The organism is Rothia mucilaginosa (assembly GCF_964210535.1).
Taxonomy (GTDB): Bacteria; Actinomycetota; Actinomycetes; order Actinomycetales; family Micrococcaceae; genus Rothia; species Rothia mucilaginosa_F.
On sequence record NZ_CAXOMR010000019.1, the window covers coordinates 25,138 to 42,411 of the forward strand.

The 17,274-nt window shown below is 59.1% G+C and carries 16 protein-coding genes; 7 read left to right on the forward strand and 9 right to left on the reverse strand.

Going from position 1 to position 17,274, the window contains the following annotated elements; translation table 11 throughout:
• Nucleotides 1-116 precede the first annotated feature (116 nt).
• The 4 genes from AB8C10_RS06990 to rsmI form a co-directional block, all read right to left on the reverse strand.
• Nucleotides 117-938, reverse strand: a complete 822-nt coding sequence (locus AB8C10_RS06990) for a glycosyltransferase family 25 protein (protein WP_368867302.1) — start codon at nucleotides 936-938, stop codon at nucleotides 117-119.
• Nucleotides 939-1,273: 335 nt separating this feature from the next.
• Nucleotides 1,274-1,615, reverse strand: a complete 342-nt coding sequence (locus AB8C10_RS06995) for a glycosyltransferase family 25 protein (RefSeq protein ID WP_368867303.1) — start codon at nucleotides 1,613-1,615, stop codon at nucleotides 1,274-1,276.
• Nucleotides 1,548-2,621, reverse strand: a complete 1,074-nt coding sequence (locus AB8C10_RS07000) for a TatD family hydrolase (RefSeq protein WP_368867304.1) — start codon at nucleotides 2,619-2,621, stop codon at nucleotides 1,548-1,550. The genes AB8C10_RS06995 and AB8C10_RS07000 overlap by 68 nt, the downstream gene beginning before the upstream one ends.
• A 37-nt stretch (nucleotides 2,622-2,658) precedes the next feature.
• A complete protein-coding gene (gene rsmI, locus AB8C10_RS07005) occupies nucleotides 2,659-3,597 on the reverse strand; it encodes a 16S rRNA (cytidine(1402)-2'-O)-methyltransferase (protein WP_368867305.1) in 939 nt (312 codons plus the stop codon).
• Nucleotides 3,598-3,781: 184 nt separating this feature from the next.
• Between rsmI and AB8C10_RS07010 the strand changes: the two genes are divergently transcribed.
• The gene (locus AB8C10_RS07010) at nucleotides 3,782-5,428 is read left to right on the forward strand and encodes a dolichyl-phosphate-mannose--protein mannosyltransferase (RefSeq protein ID WP_368867306.1); all 1,647 of its coding nucleotides are present in this window, start codon (nucleotides 3,782-3,784) and stop codon (nucleotides 5,426-5,428) included.
• A 172-nt stretch (nucleotides 5,429-5,600) separates the two neighbouring features.
• Here the strand turns inward: AB8C10_RS07010 and AB8C10_RS07015 are convergent, their stop codons facing one another.
• From AB8C10_RS07015 to AB8C10_RS07025, 3 genes are all read right to left on the reverse strand, one after another.
• Nucleotides 5,601-6,932, reverse strand: coding sequence for a TIGR01906 family membrane protein (locus tag AB8C10_RS07015; RefSeq protein WP_368867307.1), 1,332 nt, complete (start codon nucleotides 6,930-6,932; stop codon nucleotides 5,601-5,603).
• A gap of 147 nt (nucleotides 6,933-7,079) precedes the next feature.
• On the reverse strand, nucleotides 7,080-7,307 hold the full coding sequence (locus AB8C10_RS07020) for a DUF3499 family protein (RefSeq protein WP_368867308.1): 228 nt from the start codon (nucleotides 7,305-7,307) through the stop codon (nucleotides 7,080-7,082).
• A gap of 20 nt (nucleotides 7,308-7,327) precedes the next feature.
• Entirely contained in the window at nucleotides 7,328-7,744 is a 417-nt protein-coding gene (locus AB8C10_RS07025; RefSeq protein ID WP_368867309.1) for a WhiB family transcriptional regulator, read from the reverse strand.
• 652 nt (nucleotides 7,745-8,396) lie between these two features.
• On the opposite strand from AB8C10_RS07025, the gene AB8C10_RS07030 reads away from it, so the two are divergent.
• Entirely contained in the window at nucleotides 8,397-9,197 is an 801-nt protein-coding gene (locus tag AB8C10_RS07030) for a TIGR03089 family protein (RefSeq protein ID WP_368867310.1), read from the forward strand.
• A 178-nt stretch (nucleotides 9,198-9,375) separates the two neighbouring features.
• On the opposite strand, the gene AB8C10_RS07035 is transcribed toward AB8C10_RS07030, so the two are convergent.
• Entirely contained in the window at nucleotides 9,376-9,993 is a 618-nt protein-coding gene (locus AB8C10_RS07035) for a GtrA family protein (protein ID WP_294627628.1), read from the reverse strand.
• 370 nt (nucleotides 9,994-10,363) lie between these two features.
• Between AB8C10_RS07035 and AB8C10_RS07040 the strand changes: the two genes are divergently transcribed.
• From AB8C10_RS07040 to AB8C10_RS07050, 3 genes are all read left to right on the forward strand, one after another.
• On the forward strand, nucleotides 10,364-11,554 hold the full coding sequence (locus AB8C10_RS07040) for a 5-(carboxyamino)imidazole ribonucleotide synthase (protein ID WP_368867311.1): 1,191 nt from the start codon (nucleotides 10,364-10,366) through the stop codon (nucleotides 11,552-11,554).
• A gap of 99 nt (nucleotides 11,555-11,653) precedes the next feature.
• Nucleotides 11,654-12,292 carry a 5-(carboxyamino)imidazole ribonucleotide mutase gene (gene purE / locus AB8C10_RS07045; RefSeq protein WP_368867312.1) on the forward strand — a complete coding sequence of 213 codons (639 nt, stop codon included), beginning with the start codon at nucleotides 11,654-11,656 and terminating at the stop codon, nucleotides 12,290-12,292.
• Nucleotides 12,293-12,311: 19 nt separating this feature from the next.
• Nucleotides 12,312-13,313, forward strand: a complete 1,002-nt coding sequence (locus AB8C10_RS07050; RefSeq protein ID WP_368867313.1) for a lipid II:glycine glycyltransferase FemX — start codon at nucleotides 12,312-12,314, stop codon at nucleotides 13,311-13,313.
• A gap of 141 nt (nucleotides 13,314-13,454) precedes the next feature.
• Here the strand turns inward: AB8C10_RS07050 and glpX are convergent, their stop codons facing one another.
• Nucleotides 13,455-14,462, reverse strand: a complete 1,008-nt coding sequence (gene glpX / locus AB8C10_RS07055; protein ID WP_314657936.1) for a class II fructose-bisphosphatase — start codon at nucleotides 14,460-14,462, stop codon at nucleotides 13,455-13,457.
• A 417-nt stretch (nucleotides 14,463-14,879) separates the two neighbouring features.
• On the opposite strand from glpX, the gene AB8C10_RS07060 reads away from it, so the two are divergent.
• Nucleotides 14,880-15,599 carry a carbonic anhydrase gene (locus tag AB8C10_RS07060; RefSeq protein ID WP_368867314.1) on the forward strand — a complete coding sequence of 240 codons (720 nt, stop codon included), beginning with the start codon at nucleotides 14,880-14,882 and terminating at the stop codon, nucleotides 15,597-15,599.
• Between the two features lie 224 nt (nucleotides 15,600-15,823).
• Entirely contained in the window at nucleotides 15,824-17,230 is a 1,407-nt protein-coding gene (locus AB8C10_RS07065; protein WP_049338717.1) for a class II fumarate hydratase, read from the forward strand.
• Nucleotides 17,231-17,274 lie beyond the last annotated feature (44 nt).

Sequence of the window (17,274 nt, forward strand, 5' to 3'; positions counted from 1 at the left end):
CTCCCTACCGTATGTACACGATAGGGAGGGGATAAATGACAGGGCAGAAGATCCACGTATTCACATTTTTATGTGATGACAGTACCCCAATCCATCTGTGGGTTACCGCCTCTGGATTATCGTCCTAGACGCTGCTTCACATCTTCGAGAGTGGCATCCAGAATATTCTTCGCGTTCGCAATACGCTTCTTCGGCGCCAGGGCGATGCGCACCCGGTCGATAAAACCGGTGCCATGCTGCGTGCTCTTGAGACTTTCCAAGTGACGAACGCCAGAAGTTTGAATGAGGCTGGTGCCCTCCCAACCGCACAGGCCGGGCTGCACCAAATATATGTCCACTCCCCATTCTCGGTAGAGAGAATAATCATCAGCAACAACGCCGGGAACCGTCTCGCCATAACATTCTACGAGTCGTTCAGCTCCAGAACGCGAAAGAAGATACAAGGCTGCACCGTACAGAGGCTTTGAACCATAGGCACGACCCATACGGTACTTGCCGTACACAAAAGGAGAAAGCAACGAAAGACGGGGGTAATCAACCTGCGGGTTGAGCTTGCCAGCTTCAGAAGCGTAGATATCGCCCAGGTTAACCATCTGCACGTGAGGATACTTTTCGATAATCCTCTCCACTACAGGCTGCAGGTCAGGGGAAATGAGGACATCGTCCTCTGCCAGCAAAGCCCAGTCGGCATCTGAAGCGAGGAAGTCCTTCCACATGTGGTAGTGGCTCAAAGCGCAACCCTTTTCGGCAGGCCTCGGCTCTTTACCGTAACGAGTCAAGAACAGCTTGCTATCGAATTGTGCATCAGTGACGTGATCATCACGGTTATCCACCGCAGAATAACGCTGAAAACCTTGAGCGGGTGCCCCCACCGAGAAGAAAGAATCAAACCGGTTAGCGCCGTCCAGTCCCAGAACGTATTTCAGAATTTTTGTCATGAATTTCCCTTTGCTGTGGCGCACCCATACAGTCCTGATCTGAAACGACAGAAGCCATGCATGAGTGCCGAGTATTGACTTGGCACCGACAAACACAAAGCACGCCGAAAATATGCGCGCACGATAACAAATTGCCTAGTCAGTGAGTGATGAATTGTATGTATAGAAATACCCTATCACTCATGTGAAGATAGTACCCGGGAATTGGCGTGCAGCCCCTTGTTATGTCTCGCACGTTACGTGCGCCCTCCCCAGCTAGAGCTGAAAACGGCAACAAAAAAGCCCCTCCCTGCCATACATATATGACAAAGAGAGGCTTTCTTAAAGAGGCTTACTTACTTCCCCACGCCCAGGCGCGGGTTCATGGTGCCTGCCTTGAACGAGTACGCATCGCACAGGTTCACCAGCTGAACCTGCGGGAACTTGGTGATGATTGCGTCCACTACCGCCTCGGCATCCGGAGAAGTAAGGATGTCATCCTCAGCAATCAGAGCCCAGTCAGCATCCGATGCGACGAAGTCCTCCCACATCTTCACGTGGCTAAGCATGCAACCACGCTCAGCCGGAGTGGGCGACCCAGAGTAGCTATCAGCTACAGGCTGTACGCGCCTACCACTGACCGTAAACCCGCTCCGAATTCTCACGAATACGGCGGCAGAGCATCTCCAGCTCCTCACCGCGGTGAGCCGCCATAAAACGTACCGTGTAATTTGTCATGTAGGACGCATTCGGGCGGCCACGGAACGGATGCGGAGTCAAGAACGGTGCATCCGTCTCAGCCAACATCAGCTCCGGGCGAGCCATCGCCAACGACTCCTGAATACCCTTCGAATTCTTGAAAGTCACCGTGCCGGCAAAGCTCATATACCAGCCACGCTCATTGCAGATCGCCGCAAGCTCCGGGCCACCCGAATAGCAGTGGAACACGGTACGTTCCGGCGCACCCTCTTCATCCAGGATCCGCACAACGTCCTCATGCGCATCACGGTCGTGAATCTGCAGCGCCAGGTTGTGCTTCTTCGCAATGCGAATATGCTCGCGGAAGCTGTAGTGCTGTGCTTCCTTACCCTCATCTCCGGTGCGGAAGTAGTCCAGGCCGGTCTCACCGATGGCGCGCACGCGGTCGGCGGTGGCAAGCTCGTCGAGGGTGGCGATCGCCGCCTCCAACTGTCCGGCTGCAGCCAGCTCGGGGGCGGTGTTCGGGTGAATGGCGACGGCGGCCAGCACACGCTCGTCAGCCTGGGCGGCGGCCACGGCGTAGAGGGAGGAGGGGATATCGCATCCGACCTGCACGATGGCGCCGATGCCGAGCTTCTCACCGGCATCGAGCGCATCGCGGGCGCTGATTTCTACTTCGCCGTCGAGCAGGTCCATGTGGGTGTGGTTATCCACAATCGGGTACGGCAGCGGCTCGGGGGCGGGCGGGAAGACCAGGTTGCGGCTACGACCGTTCTCACCGGTGGTGGAGCGGCGGCGGGTTCCCTCTCCGCCTTCGGCGTCGCTGATGCCGGTGTAGAGTTCCGCCTTATAGGGTGCGGGTACTTCACCGGGCACCGACTCCCAGCCGTTAGGCAGGGCGGTCGCCTGGAGTGCCGCGGGGGTGGGCAGGGTGTAGTTCGCCAGGGCGGCGAGGGAGTTCAGGTACTCCTGGGTGATTTCAGGACCGGGATGGCTCTGACACATTGATAAATCCTCGGGATAAAACTGCGGGTGTTTTGGGTTATTCGGAGCGGGCAGCCAGGGCTGCCTCGTACAGGTCACGCTTGGAGGTGCCGGTCTCGGCAGCGACCGCGGCGCAGGCGCTCTTGAGGCGCTCGCCGCCAGCCACACGGTCGAGGACTAGCTGCACGACGTCCCGCGCTTCGGGGGTTTCGGGGGCTTGTGTGCCCTCAACAATAATGACGATTTCGCCTCGGACGCGTTCAGAGTCAGCCCATTCGGCAAGCTCAGCCAGGGTACCGCGTCGAACCTCTTCGTGAAGCTTAGTTAGCTCACGGCTGACCGTTCCGCGGCGGTCAGCGCCGAAGATCTGCACGAAGTCAGCAAGGGTTGCGGCGGTGCGGTGCGGGGATTCGTAGAAAATCATGGTGCGCTCCTCCCCCACCAGCGAGGCGAGGCGGCGCGAACGCTCGGAGCCCTTGCGGGCGAGGAAGCCTTCGAAGGTGAATCGTCCGGTGGGCAGGCCGGAGAGCGCGAGCGCGGTCAACGCGGCGGAGGGGCCGGGCACCACGGTGACAGGCAGGTCGGCTTCCGCGACGGCTGCGGCGGCAACATAGCCGGGGTCGGAGATGGTGGGCATGCCCGCATCCGAGAGCAACAGCACGCGCTGGCCGTCCTGTACCGCCTGCACGATGGTTTCGCTGCGTTCGGATTCGTTGTGGTCGTGGTTGACGATGACGCGGCCGCGAGTGCGCACGCCAAGGCCGGAGGCGAGGGTGCGTAGCTTGCGGGTATCTTCAACGGCGATGAGGTCTGCGGTGGCGAGGGCTGAGCGCAGTCGGTCGGAGGCGTCAGCGAGGTTGCCGATGGGGGTGCCGCCGAGGATGAGCACGCCGCCTTCTTCGGAGGTGACAGCAGGGTCAGCGGTGTCAGCCTGGGGTGCCTCGACCGTTTCTGAGGGGTCGGTGGTTTCTTCGGTGTATTCTGCGGGTGCGGTCATGGCAGGCCTCGTGTCTGTGTCTGGTCTTCGTGTACCCACTAAGTGTAACGCCCGCGCTCTGTCCGGCGCCGGGTGATCTTGCCGGGCGGGGCGCTGCGTCAGGCGCAGGTTCAGGGTGCTTCATATAAGCCGTTCACGGGCTGAAATGGTGCATCGTGCGTTCTGACCCTTTAGGATTGATGGGGTGAAGATACCTAAGCTACTTTCTCCCGCATCTGCCGCTCCGGTTGGTCCGGCCGATTTGACCCGTTCTTCGTCTGAACGCGGTCGTTACGGCCTCGATTCTCTGCTGGATGCGCTCGCTGTTGCCTATATTCGTGCCCCGCGTTGGGGTTGGCTGGCGCCCGCACTGATTGTGCTGGTTGCCGGTATTCTGCGTTTTTATAATTTGGCGCATCCGAATGCCATTGTTTTTGATGAGACCTACTACGCCAAGGATGCCTACTCGTATGTGCATTACGGCTATGAGTTGAGCTGGTCGAAGGACGCTAATGCGTCTTTTGCGGCGGGTCATCCGTCGGGTCTGTTGACGGATTCACCGGAGTATGTGGTGCATCCGCCGTTGGGTAAGTGGATGATTGCCGCGGGCATGGCGATTTTTGGTGATAATAATCCCTTTGGTTGGCGTGTTTCTGCTGCGATGATTGGCACCCTGTCGGTGGCGTTGATTGCGTATGCTGGCTGGTTGCTGTTCCGTTCGATGACGGTGGCGACTATTGCGGCACTGCTGGCTGCGGTGGATGGTCTGATGCTGGTGGAGTCTCGCCTGGCTCTGCTGGATATTTTCCAGATGTTCTGGATTCTGGCGACTTTTGTGTGCCTGGTGCTTGATCGTATTCAGGCGCGGCGCGTGTTGGCGCGCAATATTGCGGAGGCGGCACGTCAGAATAGCGGTGTGCTTCCGCCGATGCCGTGGGGCCCGAGTATGGGTCTGCGCCTGTGGCGTTTTGCTGCCGGTGTGTGCGCCGGTGCCGCGGTGGGTGTGAAGTGGAATTCGCTGTTCTTTATTGCGGCGATGGGTCTGCTGACGGTGTTCTGGGATATTAATGCTCGCCGTATTGTGGGCCTGGACAAGTGGGGTTTGACGGCGCTGGTGCGTGACGGCATCCCCGCGTTCTTCCAGATGATTGGTGTGGGTCTGCTGGTGTATCTGAGCACTTGGGCGGGCTGGTTCCAGTCGTCGAATGCGTATTTCCGCCGTTGGGCTGTTGAGAACCCGGGCAAGGGTGTTATGTGGCTTCCTGAGGATCTGCGTTCTCTGTGGGAGTACCATGTGTCGGCGTTTAAGTTCCATTCTGGTTTGAGCAGCCCGCACACGTATTCTTCGCAGGCGTGGCAGTGGCTGGTTTTGGGCCGCCCGACCTCGTACTACTATGAATCGCCGAAGCTGGGTTCTTCGGGTTGTACCGTGAAGTCCTGTTCTGAGGCTATTTTGAATATCGGTAACCCGGCTATTTGGTGGGCTTTTATTCCGGCGATTATTGTGGCGCTTCTGGTTCTGTTGCTGAAGCGGGATTGGCGTTTTGGTGCATTGCTGGTTGTGTTCGGTGCGGGCTATTTCCCGTGGTTTATGTACCCGACCCGCACGATGTTCTACTTCTACGCGCTGTCCTTTGAGCCGTTCCTGATTCTGCTGTTGGCGGGTACTTTAGGTCTGGTGCTGTCGGGTGCTCGCGGTTCGGTGTTGCGTGCTCGTTTGGGCGTGACGCTGGTGGCGATTTACCTGGTCGGCGTGCTGGTGTTGAGCGCGTACTTTATGCCGCTGTGGACTGCTCAGGTGATTCCGTATGAACAGTGGTATTCGCACATGTGGTTTAAGTCCTGGATTTAGGCTCGGAATCTAGCCTCGGGTTTTAGAGCCGGGTTTTAGGCTCGGGTTGAGGCGCGAGCGATGCGAGCTTGGGTATAGCGAAGGGGGCTGGGTTCTACCGTATGGGTAGAGCCCAGCCCCCTTTGCTGTGCCCTTTCCACGCTGGTTTGCGCGGTGAATCAGCTGATGATTTTTAGTTCTCGCCGACTCGTGCGGAGGCGAGCTTGACGCGCAGTTCCTGGCGTTCCTGGCGGCGGCGTTCTGCCTTGAGCTTGCGGTATTTGGTGGGCCAGGTGGTCACGAGCAGGAGGGTAATCTGCGCTGCCACGAGGACCGCTACGGCGATTGCCGCGTCGATCCAGAACTGCGGAGGGTAGAGGCGAATCAGGGAGCTTCGCACGGAGAACTCCCAGTTGCCCTGCGGGAAGAACACCTGGTGGAAGGTGGTGAACAGCCATTCCCAACCGAAGGCGCCCACCACGCCGAGCACCACGATAAGGCCCAGGGTAATCCAGGTGCCGGCGAAGAGGCTACGGCGAATGGTTCCGGGGGCACGCTCGCGCAGGGAGATGCTGCTGAAGAGCGTCACGAGGAAGAGTGCGGCAACGGCAACGGTGGCGATAAGCAACACCCACTTCACGTCGTGCATGTGGTTCACTTCTGCTTCGGTGAAGGCGAGGGTATTGTCAGCGCCGGTGGTGAGACGGGCGAGGTATTCTCGCGGCGCGAAGTTGTTGATGTAGTCCACGCCGTAGGAGCCCAGGCGCATTCTCTCGATGAGGTAGTAGCCGTAGCTGTCTTCGGGGAATCCGGGGCGGTGGTATTCGAGCCAGAGGAAGGGCGCGGAAGCAACGGCACGAATCGCGATCATGAGTACGGTCAGCGGTACGGTGAGCGCGATGAGGGTTGCGCGAAGCTTGAGGAAACGCGGGGTGTCTTCCACGGCGTCTTCACGGGCTGCGGCGCGTTCAGCGGCCTCGGGCGAGGCAGCCAGGGAGGACAGCGGTGCGTTGGGGTCTGCAACTGCCTGGGTGTGGCCGGTACGGGTGGTTTCGGTGCGGTACTTGCGTCCGGCGGTGGAGGCGCTTGCCGCCTCCGCGGTAGCGACGGGTTCTGCTTCAGCGGCTTTTTCGGCTTCTGCTGCTGCGGCTTCTGCTTCGGCGGCGCGCTGCATGGTTTCGCGGTTGAGGTCGCTGAGGGTCGGGTTTTTGGGGGTGCTCTTCGAATCGCGGACGAGGGGCACGAAGCCGGTGGAGACGTTGGTGCGGGTGCGCACGCGGGTGCCGACGCCCTGCTCACGGAGTTTGCTGCGCGCCGGGACGACGGGTACGGAACCGGTGGGCAGGTCGGGTTCTTCAGCGACGGTGGGTACGTCTGCTGCGATGCGGCCGAATGCGCCGGTGTGCGGCGCCGGTTCACTGGTGACGGTCTCTGCGCGGCGGGCCTTGAGAAGTTCTTCGGCGCTATTGCTGCGGATGGCCGGGCGCAGTGCGCCCCACATTCCTCGGTGTGTTTCTTTGCTCATTGATCTCGCGTTCTTCTTCGAGTGAATGGTGTTTGAGTGAGTTGCGGGTGTCTGTACTATCTGCCAGTTTCTCATACGCAAAGAACCTTCCGTGTGAATTCACGGAAGGTTCTTTGCATTCGGGTGTTTAAATCTTGGGTTCGAATTCTAGGATTCGGTGGTGTCCGCACCCTGGACGGGTACCTTGTAGACCACTCGCCAACCCTGCGGTGCCGTCAGTCGTGCGGCGTGGTTGTCGCAGAGGTCGTAGGCGTGGGGTTCGCGAAATTCAGAGAGCGCGTCAATGAGTGCCGTGGAATCTGCGTAGGAGTAGTGGAGAGTAACAGTCGCCTCTCGCTGGCAGGTTTGGCGGGAGCACAGTCGTGCGGTCTGCATGTGGATGGTACCTTCCTGGCTTAGTTCGCCTGCTTGCGCAGTCGGCGGCGTTCACGTTCTGACAGGCCGCCCCAGATTCCGAAGCGCTCGTCATTGTCCATTGCATATTGTAGACATTCTTCGCGCACGGGGCATACACCGCATACCCTTTTGGCGTCTCGGGTGGAGCCGCCCTTCTCGGGGAAGAAGGCTTCAGGATCGGTTTGGGCGCAGAGCGCTTCAGCTTGCCAGGCGAGTTCTCCGTCTTCGCCTTCGGTTCCGTAGAGTCCTGCCGCTGCGGTCCATACGTCGGTGCAGGCAGGCATGTTTCGTTCTGCGTCTGCGAGAAAGGCGTCGGTGGCTTTTTCGAGAGATTGAGTGGGATTCATGCTACGGTGCTGAGCGCCTGATGCGCGCGCGGCCGCGATGGAGCGGTCCGATGCAATGTAGGAGCCCATGGGTTTTCCTTCCGTGTTCTCATTGTGAGCTTAATGAGTCTGCGGATCCGTCGTGGACGGAATCTTAGTGTGTATGGTGTGGCATGGTTCGCTTTGGCCTCTACGGTCCCTCCAAGGCAAACACGCTTATATATCTATTAGACGTGCGACACGCCGTTTCGTCAAACTAGACTTAAACAATATTTAGATGTATGTGTTAGGGGCGTCATATTTAATGTAAATTTGACCTTTATATATTTTCCCACGCACCACTTGCCCTCGCTCACACCTAAGGGACACCCAGGTTTTCCCTTCTCCAGGGCTGGTTTCCATCGCCCGCAAATTCCGCATCCTGACTGCAAATATAAGGGTTCATGACGACCATCCCACACGCCCCATCTCAAGTAAGGGGAAAGATTCTAATAATTAGATAAGAAAAACTTATCTTTTTCACCATGCGGTTTCTGAATATTTTTCGAGGCATTGCGAACCATTTACATTTCCAATTTATATTTATGCCGCATTCCAAAATGAGACATTAGGGCTGTCAAACATTTTGAGCCATTAGATTTTTCAAGGCATCCTTAGGCATTTTTACTTTACCCCTGTATCTTTTACTCCCGCGTCGGCTTCTCCACGCGCCCCCACCACACGGTGCGGTAGAGTGAAACCCATGGTTACTCTCTCCCCCACCGGCGCCTCCGTGCCCACAACTCTGAACCGCTTCTTTGAGAAGCTCAGCAGCCAGCAGACCCCCGCGCTCATCTGGTATTCGGCAAACGGCGAGCGCATCGAACTCTCCGGCAGGGTTCTGATGAATTGGGTTGATAAGAGCGCAAACCTGCTGGTTGAAGAATGCGAGCTGGAGCCCGGCGAGGGTTTTGATCTTCAGGCGCCCCTGCACTGGCGCACTATTGTTCTGGGTTTGGCGGCGCTGCGAGTTGGTGCGCTACTGAACCAGGATGAGCCGCTGGTTGCCGCAGTCTGCACCGAGCAGGAGGCTGGCTACACGAACGACCCCGCGTACCTTGTGGCGGTTGATCGTGCCCCGCTGGCGCTTTCCTACACCGGGGACTTGCAGGCGCTGTCATCCTACGCTGATGAGGTGCTCGATTATTGCGCGCTGGTGCGTAGCTTCGGCGACCAGTACTCCGGTATGCTTCCGGATGACTCGGCAGAGGTGCTTGAGGGCTTCACCTACGCGGAGGCGTACGAGCAGGCGCTTGCACAGGCACAGATTTATCACACGGCGGGTTATGCGCTGCCTTCGGGTCAGCGTGCGCTCGCGCTGGAGTTGAGCCCCGATTACGCTTTTGATGCGTCGGAGGCGACCATGAGCGCCCTGTTGGAGGTGCTGGCGATTTTGCTCTCCGGTCATGCGGTGTTTGTGGCTGACCCGAGCGTGGACTGGCAGGATGAGCAGCTGGCGTCTTTGATGGTTGCCGAGCGTGCGGTGGAGATTTCCCGCGCATAGCGCCCCTCTCCTGTTGCCTGAAAAATCGCGTGGAAGGCTACCAATCACACGGAGCGCGAACAAACATATAGGTCTTTAAACGATTCATCCCCCGACACCGTTCGTGTCGGGGGATGAATCGTTATACCACGTTCTAACTAAGCTGCTTCTACGGTCAGAGGAGCTCAACCCGAGGAGCTTAGGAGTTCTGCGAACCAGGCTTCGACTGCGCCTCGGATGCAGCCGATTCAGAGGTTGCCTTACGTGCTGCAGGCTCTTCGCCGTCGAGAATGGCGGCGGCCTCGTCGAACATGCGGCCGAGCTCTTCATGGTCGGTGCCTTCGCCCTCTTCGACCTTCTGGCGGTGCGAACCGTACACCCAGAAGCGGTAGAGGAAGTAGCGAAGGATGGTGCCCAGGATGGTACCGATGATCGTACCGGAGATGAAGGACGCCTCGGGGGTGCGCAGGTTCAGCACGTACGTACTGAACGCCACACAGCCGGCTTCAACGAGGATGCCGAGCAGGTTGACCAAGCCGAATTCGATAGCTTCGCGCTTCCAGTTCTCGGAGCGGGAGTCACGGAAAGTCCACAGGCGGTTCATGAGCCAGGAGAAGATGGTCGCAACAATACTTGCAACAACCTTCGCCTTGGTGTGGGACTCCGACATGATGGTCATCATCAGCACCCACACCGTCACAGAGTTGACGATGAAGGCGGCGCCGCCCACGGTACCGAATTTGAGCACCTCAATACCGTAGCTGTCCCAGAGAGATTTCAAGCGTTCGGTAAGGGTCGGTTTCGTCTGTGCGCTCATGCGGGGCCTATCTAGCGAGGTTTTATTCGGGAAAAAGTGCCGATGCTGCGACGGTGAGCGTTGGTTACGTTGTCACTGCGTGATGCTTCAGCCTCTTTTACAAGCTCTTATATGTTAATACAGTCCCGGTGCGTTGTTTGTACCTTTGAGAGTTTTTCCACAGACCTCCCAGCTATCGGGACGCCTCCGTTCACCTCGCCCCTGATGATGCCGAAGAGGCAAGCTTGAGGGCTTTACCGCGTATCCGCCGCGTTATATCAATCGCGCAAGAATCTATGCGCTGGATTGTTTCACCTCTCTGGCACCCATTCTGTGACCTTAATGTGGTCTTGCTCCCATAAGCACTCCGAACCCGGTACACTTAGGTGCTGTGACTTACCCTGTGACTGGACCCGTAATTGGCGTCATCGGCGGAGGCCAGCTGGCCCGCATGATGGCACCCGCAGCAACTAACCTTGGCCTCGACCTGCAGATTCTTGCGGAGGCGCCCACCGTCGGCGCCGTGGCAGCGGTACGTACCGCACCCGTCGGGGACTACAAGGACCTGGACACCCTCCGCGAATTTGCTCGCGGCAAGGATGTCATCACTTTCGACCATGAGCATGTGCCCACCGAATTTCTGCGCGCCCTCATGGCGGAGGGCGTGAATGTACAACCCCACCCGGAGGCTCTGCAGTACGCTCAGGACAAGCTCCTGATGCGCAAGGCTGTTGAGCGTCTGGGCCTGCCTAACCCGCGCTGGGCTCAGGTTTCTACCCTGGATGAGCTGCTCGCCTTCGGCGATGAAATCGGCTGGCCCGTGGTGCTGAAGACCCCGCGCGGCGGCTACGACGGCAAGGGTGTTCTCGTTCTGGATTCTCCCGCCGAGGCTCGCGAGCGCAGCGCCGAATGGTTCGAGCAGTTGCCTTCCCGCACTGATTTCTCCGCTCTGCTTGCCGAGGAGAAGGTGCCTTTCACTCGTGAACTTTCCGCGCTGGTTGCTCGCCGTGAAAGCGGCGAGGTGCGCCCCTGGCCGGTCGTTGAGACCATTCAGGTGAACTCCATCTGTGACGAGGTCATTGCCCCCGCGCAGAACCTGGACCCCGAGATCGCTGAGGCTGCCGCAGCCGCTGCGGTAACTATTGCCTCCGAGCTGGGCGTCACCGGCGTGATGGCGGCTGAGCTTTTTGAGGTTCCCGGCTCCCCCGCAGGCTTCTACATCAACGAGCTGGCAATGCGCCCGCACAATACCGGCCACTGGACTCAGGACGGCTCGGTGACCAGCCAGTTTGAGCAACATCTGCGTGCTGTCCTGGATTTGCCGTTGGGTGACACCTCCGTACTGGAGGGTGTTGCCGTGATGAAGAACTACCTGGGCGGCGAGAACGAAGACATTTTCGGTGTCTACCCGCTGGCACTTTCGGCTGAACCGCGCGCGAAGATTCACTTCTACGGCAAGGAAACCCGCCCGGGCCGCAAGATTGGTCACGTGAATATTACTGGCACGGTGGCTGAGCTTGAGGCACTGCGTCACAGCGCCGCGAATGCCGCCTCCATTTTGCGTGACGGCCGCCCCCTGTAGCCCTATTTTTAGCCGGTGCGTGGGGTGAGAGCATCCTGCGTATCCGACGCACCCTATTGATGGTGGTTCGCCACCGCATCCTGAAAGGATATGAGGATTATGTCTCAGTCTCCCTATGATTCTTCCCAGCCCATTGTTGGCATTGTGATGGGTTCGGATTCGGACTGGTCGGTCATGGAGGCCGCAGCCGAGGTTCTGGACGAGTTCGGCATCCCCTACGAGGCTGATGTCGTCTCGGCGCACCGCATGCCCGAGGACATGATTGAGTACGGCAAGAAGGCTCACAGCCGCGGTATCCGCGTGATTATTGCTGGCGCCGGCGGTGCCGCTCACCTGCCCGGCATGCTCGCATCCGTGACCGCACTGCCCGTGATTGGTGTTCCGGTACGCCTGAAGAACCTCGAGGGTATGGACTCGCTGCTGTCGATTGTCCAGATGCCCGCCGGTGTTCCGGTAGCTACCGTCTCCATTAACGGCGCGCGCAATGCGGGTCTGCTGGCCCTGCGTATTCTGGGTTCGGGCACTGACTCATTCGCTCAGCAGGTCCACTCTGACCTGCGTGAATTCTCGCAGGATCTGCGCCAGACCGCGATGGACAAGGGCGCGGCTCTGCGCACCCGCGTTGCCGAGGCGAAGGCTAAGGCAGCCGCTGAGCGCGAGGCGGAGGAAAGCTCCTCCGCACCCCGCCCCGTTCCTGCTCCCGAAGCGTCGTCGGAGCCCCAGGCTTACGTTCCCTAAGCTCGGATACACTAGAAGGATGAGCAATATTCTTCAGTCCGATATTTGGGCACGTTTTCAGGAATCTAATGGTCACACCGTGATCCGTAAGAGCGGTAACGGCTGGTCGTACCTTGCGACCGTTGAGGGCGGCGCTACCGGCCGCTACCTGTACAGCCCGTACGGACCGGTCGCTTCTAGCGCTGTGGCTTTTGATGAGGCTCTCGCCTCGTTGAAGGAAGAGGCTGCGAAGCATCGTTGCCTGTTTGTGCGCATTGAGCCTACCCAGTCCGCTATCTGGGGTGACCAGGATGCAGCTGCTTTCTTGGCTCGTCGTGGTGCGGTTCTGGCTCCTCGCCAGGTGCAGCCTTCGCACACTCAGATTATTGACCTTTCGGGCTCTGAGGACGAGATCCTCAAGGGCATGAAGTCCAATAACCGCAACCTGCACCGCAACATCCACAAGAAGGGAGTGACCATTGAGGTGTCGACGAATCCTGAGGATTTGTCGATTCTCTTCGGCTTCCTCGAGGAGACCGCAGATCGTAACGGCTTCAACCGTCAGCAGGATGACTACCTGATGCAGGTGGCTCGCGTGCTGATGCCCGCCGGCGCGGCGTCGCTCTACATTGCGAAGCTGACCGACAAGAACGGTGAGAGCACTCCGATTGCGGCGGCGTTCGTATACGACTCGGACGATACCCGCACCTACGCGCACGCGGCGGCTTCTTTCGAGCATCGTCGCCTGTCCGCAGGCATTCCGGTGGTTACGAACTTCATTCTGGATGCTAAGCGTAAGGGCTTGAAGTACGTTGACCTCTTCGGTATTGCGCCGGAGGACCAGCCGGACCACGAGTGGGCTGGTTTCACGAAGTTCAAGAAGTCCTTCGGTGGCGAGTCGGTGGAGTACCCGGGCACCTGGGATGTTCCGGTGTCCTCGCTGGGTTACCGTGCCTACACGCTGGCGTACAAGGCTCGCCCGGCTGTTCGCGATGCAGTGTCGAAGGCGAAGGCAAAGGTTCAGTCCTTCCGCTCTCGCTAAAGAACTCCAAGCGCCCCGCTCTGGGTAGGTCCTGAGAGCTAAAAGCTAAATATACGAGCTATATACACAAAGGGAGCCGCCCCCGACCGAGTGATTCGGTTGGGGGCGGCTCCTTTATGTTTGGGGGGCTACCTCAATGGCTTATGCTTCGCCGGGGCTCTTGGTGTGCGAGAGAATCTCGCGCAGACGGGAGAGGCGGTGCTCAGCCTCAACGGTACGCACGGTGCCCGAGGAGGAACGCATGACCAGCGACTGGGTGGTCACAACGTTCTTGCTGTAGCGCACGCCGCGCAGCAGCTTACCGTCGGTGATACCGGTTGCGGCGAAGAAGCAGTTGTCGCTGGTGACCAGGTCGTTGGTGGTCAGCACGCGCTCCAGGTCGTGACCGGCTTCCAGTGCCTTTTCGCGCTCTGCCTCGTCGGTCGGTGCCAGGCGGCCCTGAATCACGCCACCGGTTGCCTTGATAGCGCACGCTGCGACGACACCTTCCGGGGTGCCGCCGGTGCCGAGCATGAGGTCAACGCCGGTGTTCTCGCGGCAAGCTGCGATAGCGCCTGCGACGTCACCGTCGAGGATGATGCGGGTACGGGCGCCTGCCTCGCGAATCTCCTGGATGAGCTTGGCGTGGCGGGGGCGGTCCAGCACGCAGACGGTCAGCTCGCTGACCTTCTTGCCCTTAGCCTTAGCGACCAGGTGCAGGTTCTGCTTGACGGGCAGGCGCAGGTCGACGAATTCTGCAGCCTCGGGGCCGGTGACCAGCTTCTCCATGTAGAACACTGCGGAGGGGTCGAACATGGTGCCGCCGTCTGCCACAGCAATCACGGAGAGGGCGTTGTCCATGCCGAGTGCGGTCAGGCGGGTACCGTCGATGGGGTCAACCGCAACGTCGAGGGAGGGGCCGGAGCCGTCGCCGACGTTCTCGCCGTTGTACAGCATGGGAGCCTTGTCCTTCTCGCCTTCACCGATGACGACGGTGCCGTTGAAGTTGACGGTGGAGAGGCGGTAGCGCATTGCGTCTACGGCTGCACCATCTGCGAGGTTCTTTTCGCCTGCGCCAACCCAGGGGCCTGCAGCAATTGCTGCTGCTTCAGTCGCGCGGACCAGTTCCATTGCGAGGTTGCGATCGCCGTGATTGTTGTTCGTAGTCATAGACTCACCTTCGAGATTTCTGAATACACTGTCGGCTGGCTGGTTCTTTCCAGCACGAAGTCGCCGACGCAGTAGTGCTCCTTTCAGGATAGCGCGCTCAGGCTTCGTTTTTCTTGTTCTGAACGAGTTTGCGTGCGTGTTGACTTTAAGGTGAGCAGATGCGGCAAATCGGTGAGGGCTGCGTCTCTCTTCGGCACTTCATACGCTCTGAGGCGCTGATTTTGGGTGCTGTGAAGGCGTGCCAAACTAGCTATTTTTCGCATATTTAAGGCATATTTGAGGTAGGTTCTTTCTCCGGGAGGCTCCCGGCAAGGAGCTGAGCTTCAGCACGAGCGTCTGAAGCCCCACATACCCGTTCGCAGATTCGCTAGCTCCGACGGCACGCGTTATCTGTATTTGTCCGCTAAGGAGCATCATATGGCTGGCATCCAACCTACTCCCGCAGAAGCATGGAAGCGTCTGAAGGACGGTAACCGCCGTTTTGTTGAGGGTAGCAACGAGCACCCCAACCAGGACACGATTCGTCGTACCGACCTTGCATCGGGTCAGTTCCCGTTCGCCTCGATTTTCGGTTGCGGTGACTCTCGCCTGGCGGCGGAGATTATTTTTGACCTGGGTCTGGGCGATGCGTTCGTGGTGCGTACCGCCGGTCATGTGCTGGAGAACGCGGCGCTCGGCTCGTTGGAGTACGCGGTTGAGGAGTTTGAGACCCCCATCGTGATGGTTCTCGGTCACGACTCCTGCGGTGCTGTGACCGCGGCGAGCAAGGCCCTGGAGTCCGGCGAGATGCCGCACGGCTTCATCCGTAACCTGGTGCAGCACATCCTGCCTTCGGCAATGTCCCCGAAGCTGCCGGAGAACCCGACCGTCAACGACATGGTGCGTGAGCACACCCGTCAGACCGCTATCCGCATTATTGAGCAGTCCCACATCATTTCGGATGCGGTGGTTGAGGGTAAGGTCGCCGTGATTGGTGTCTTCTACCATCTGAAGGAGGGTAAGGCGGAGCTGGTGTTCAGTTCGCAGGATCTGACCCTGCCGGAGGAGAAGAACGACGCGCAGAACCCGCCGACTCAGACGCTTCCGGTGGTCGTGAAGACTCCCCCGCGCGTTGTGGTTGCGGAGAACCTGGACTAGGTTTCCTCTTCTCCGCTCATTACGAGCCTTAGCGCGAGAACCCACATGCTCGCACTTAACAACAGATTTTTCTATGGGATACCCCCGCCACGGTAGCGTGTTCGCACATCTACCGGGGCGGGGGTTTTACACGCCTTCTCACGCCGCAAAATTTATGAGCGTTTTTCCTCTTTTGACACCTTTTCGAGGCGACGTAAGCCACTTTGAACGCCTATCCTAGAGATATGGCTGAAAACATTGAATACCGCATTGAACATGACACCATGGGCGAAGTTCGCGTTCCGGCTGATGCACTCTACCGTGCACAGACCCAGCGCGCAGTCGAGAACTTCCCGATTTCGGGTCAGACCCTCGAATCCGCCCATATTCGTGCGCTTGCCCTCGTGAAGAAGGCAGCCGCGACCGCCAATGAGGAACTCAAGGTGCTCGACGCTGAGCGCGCCCAGGCTATCCGCGACGCAGCGGATCTGGTAGCAACCGGTAAGTACGACGCCCACTTCCCCATTGACGTCTTCCAGACCGGTTCCGGTACCTCCTCGAACATGAACGCGAATGAGGTTCTGGCAACCCTGGCAACCCGTTCCCTAGAGTCCAAGGGCATTGAGGTTCACCCCAATGACCACGTGAACGCTTCCCAGTCCTCCAACGACGTCTTCCCCACCTCCGTGCACGTTGCTGTGACCGAGGCTCTGGTGAAGGACCTGATTCCCGCTCTCGAGGTGCTCGCTGAGTCCCTGGAGCGCAAGTCCGCAGAGTTCAAGGACGTTGTGAAGTCCGGTCGTACCCACCTGATGGACGCAACCCCCATCACCCTGGGCCAGGAGTTCTCCGGCTACGCCGCAACCGTACGTTACGGCATTGAGCGTGTGAACGCTTCCCTGCCTCGCGTGGCTGAGGTTCCCCTGGGCGGTACCGCTGTGGGTACCGGCATTAACACCCCGGACGGCTTCTCCGCTCGCGTGATTGAGCTGCTCGCTGAGGAGACTGGCCTGCCCCTGACCGAGGCTCGTAACCACTTCGAGGCTCAGGCTAACCGTGACGGCCTGATTGAGGTTTCCGGTCAGCTGCGCACCCTGGCGTACGGTCTGATGAAGATCAGCAACGACATCCGCTGGATGGGTTCGGGTCCGAACACCGGCCTGGGCGAGCTACACATCCCCGATCTGCAGCCCGGCTCCTCGATTATGCCCGGTAAGGTCAACCCCGTGATTTGTGAGGCTACCATCATGGTTGCCGCTCAGGTCATCGGTAACGACGCAACCATTGCTCTGTCTTCCACTAACGGCGCGTTTGAGCTGAACGTGGGTATCCCGGTGATGGCTGCTAACCTGCTGCAGTCGATCCGCCTGCTCGCTAACGTTTCCCGTGTTTCGGCGGAGAAGATGATTGACGGTCTGACCGCTAACGTTGACCGTTGCCGCTTCCTGGCTGAGGCTTCGCCGTCGACCGTGACCCCGCTGAACAAGCTGATTGGTTACGAGGCTGCTGCGAAGATCGCTAAGTACTCGGTGGCTCACAAGGTGACTGTCCGTGAGGCAGTTGTGGCTCTGGGCTATGTGGAGCGCGGCGAAGTGACTGAGGAGCAGCTGGATGCGGCTCTGGACGTCACCAAGATGCTGGGCAACTTCTAATCTCACCCCGCCTGAACCTCCTCTGAGGTTCGCGGCTTAACCAT

Coding starts and splice junctions, on each gene's coding strand:
- rsmI (WP_368867305.1), bottom strand. CDS start 3,597: ATGACCGCACCCGCAGAATACACCGAAGAAACCACCGACCCCTCAGAA.
- AB8C10_RS06990 (WP_368867302.1), bottom strand. CDS start 938: ATGACAAAAATTCTGAAATACGTTCTGGGACTGGACGGCGCTAACCGG.
- AB8C10_RS07060 (WP_368867314.1), top strand. CDS start 14,880: ATGGCTGGCATCCAACCTACTCCCGCAGAAGCATGGAAGCGTCTGAAG.
- purE (WP_368867312.1), top strand. CDS start 11,654: ATGTCTCAGTCTCCCTATGATTCTTCCCAGCCCATTGTTGGCATTGTG.
- AB8C10_RS07000 (WP_368867304.1), bottom strand. CDS start 2,621: ATGTGTCAGAGCCATCCCGGTCCTGAAATCACCCAGGAGTACCTGAAC.
- AB8C10_RS07065 (WP_049338717.1), top strand. CDS start 15,824: ATGGCTGAAAACATTGAATACCGCATTGAACATGACACCATGGGCGAA.
- AB8C10_RS07035 (WP_294627628.1), bottom strand. CDS start 9,993: ATGAGCGCACAGACGAAACCGACCCTTACCGAACGCTTGAAATCTCTC.
- AB8C10_RS07015 (WP_368867307.1), bottom strand. CDS start 6,932: ATGAGCAAAGAAACACACCGAGGAATGTGGGGCGCACTGCGCCCGGCC.
- AB8C10_RS07030 (WP_368867310.1), top strand. CDS start 8,397: ATGGTTACTCTCTCCCCCACCGGCGCCTCCGTGCCCACAACTCTGAAC.
- AB8C10_RS07050 (WP_368867313.1), top strand. CDS start 12,312: ATGAGCAATATTCTTCAGTCCGATATTTGGGCACGTTTTCAGGAATCT.
- glpX (WP_314657936.1), bottom strand. CDS start 14,462: ATGACTACGAACAACAATCACGGCGATCGCAACCTCGCAATGGAACTG.
- AB8C10_RS07020 (WP_368867308.1), bottom strand. CDS start 7,307: ATGCAGACCGCACGACTGTGCTCCCGCCAAACCTGCCAGCGAGAGGCG.
- AB8C10_RS07025 (WP_368867309.1), bottom strand. CDS start 7,744: ATGGGCTCCTACATTGCATCGGACCGCTCCATCGCGGCCGCGCGCGCA.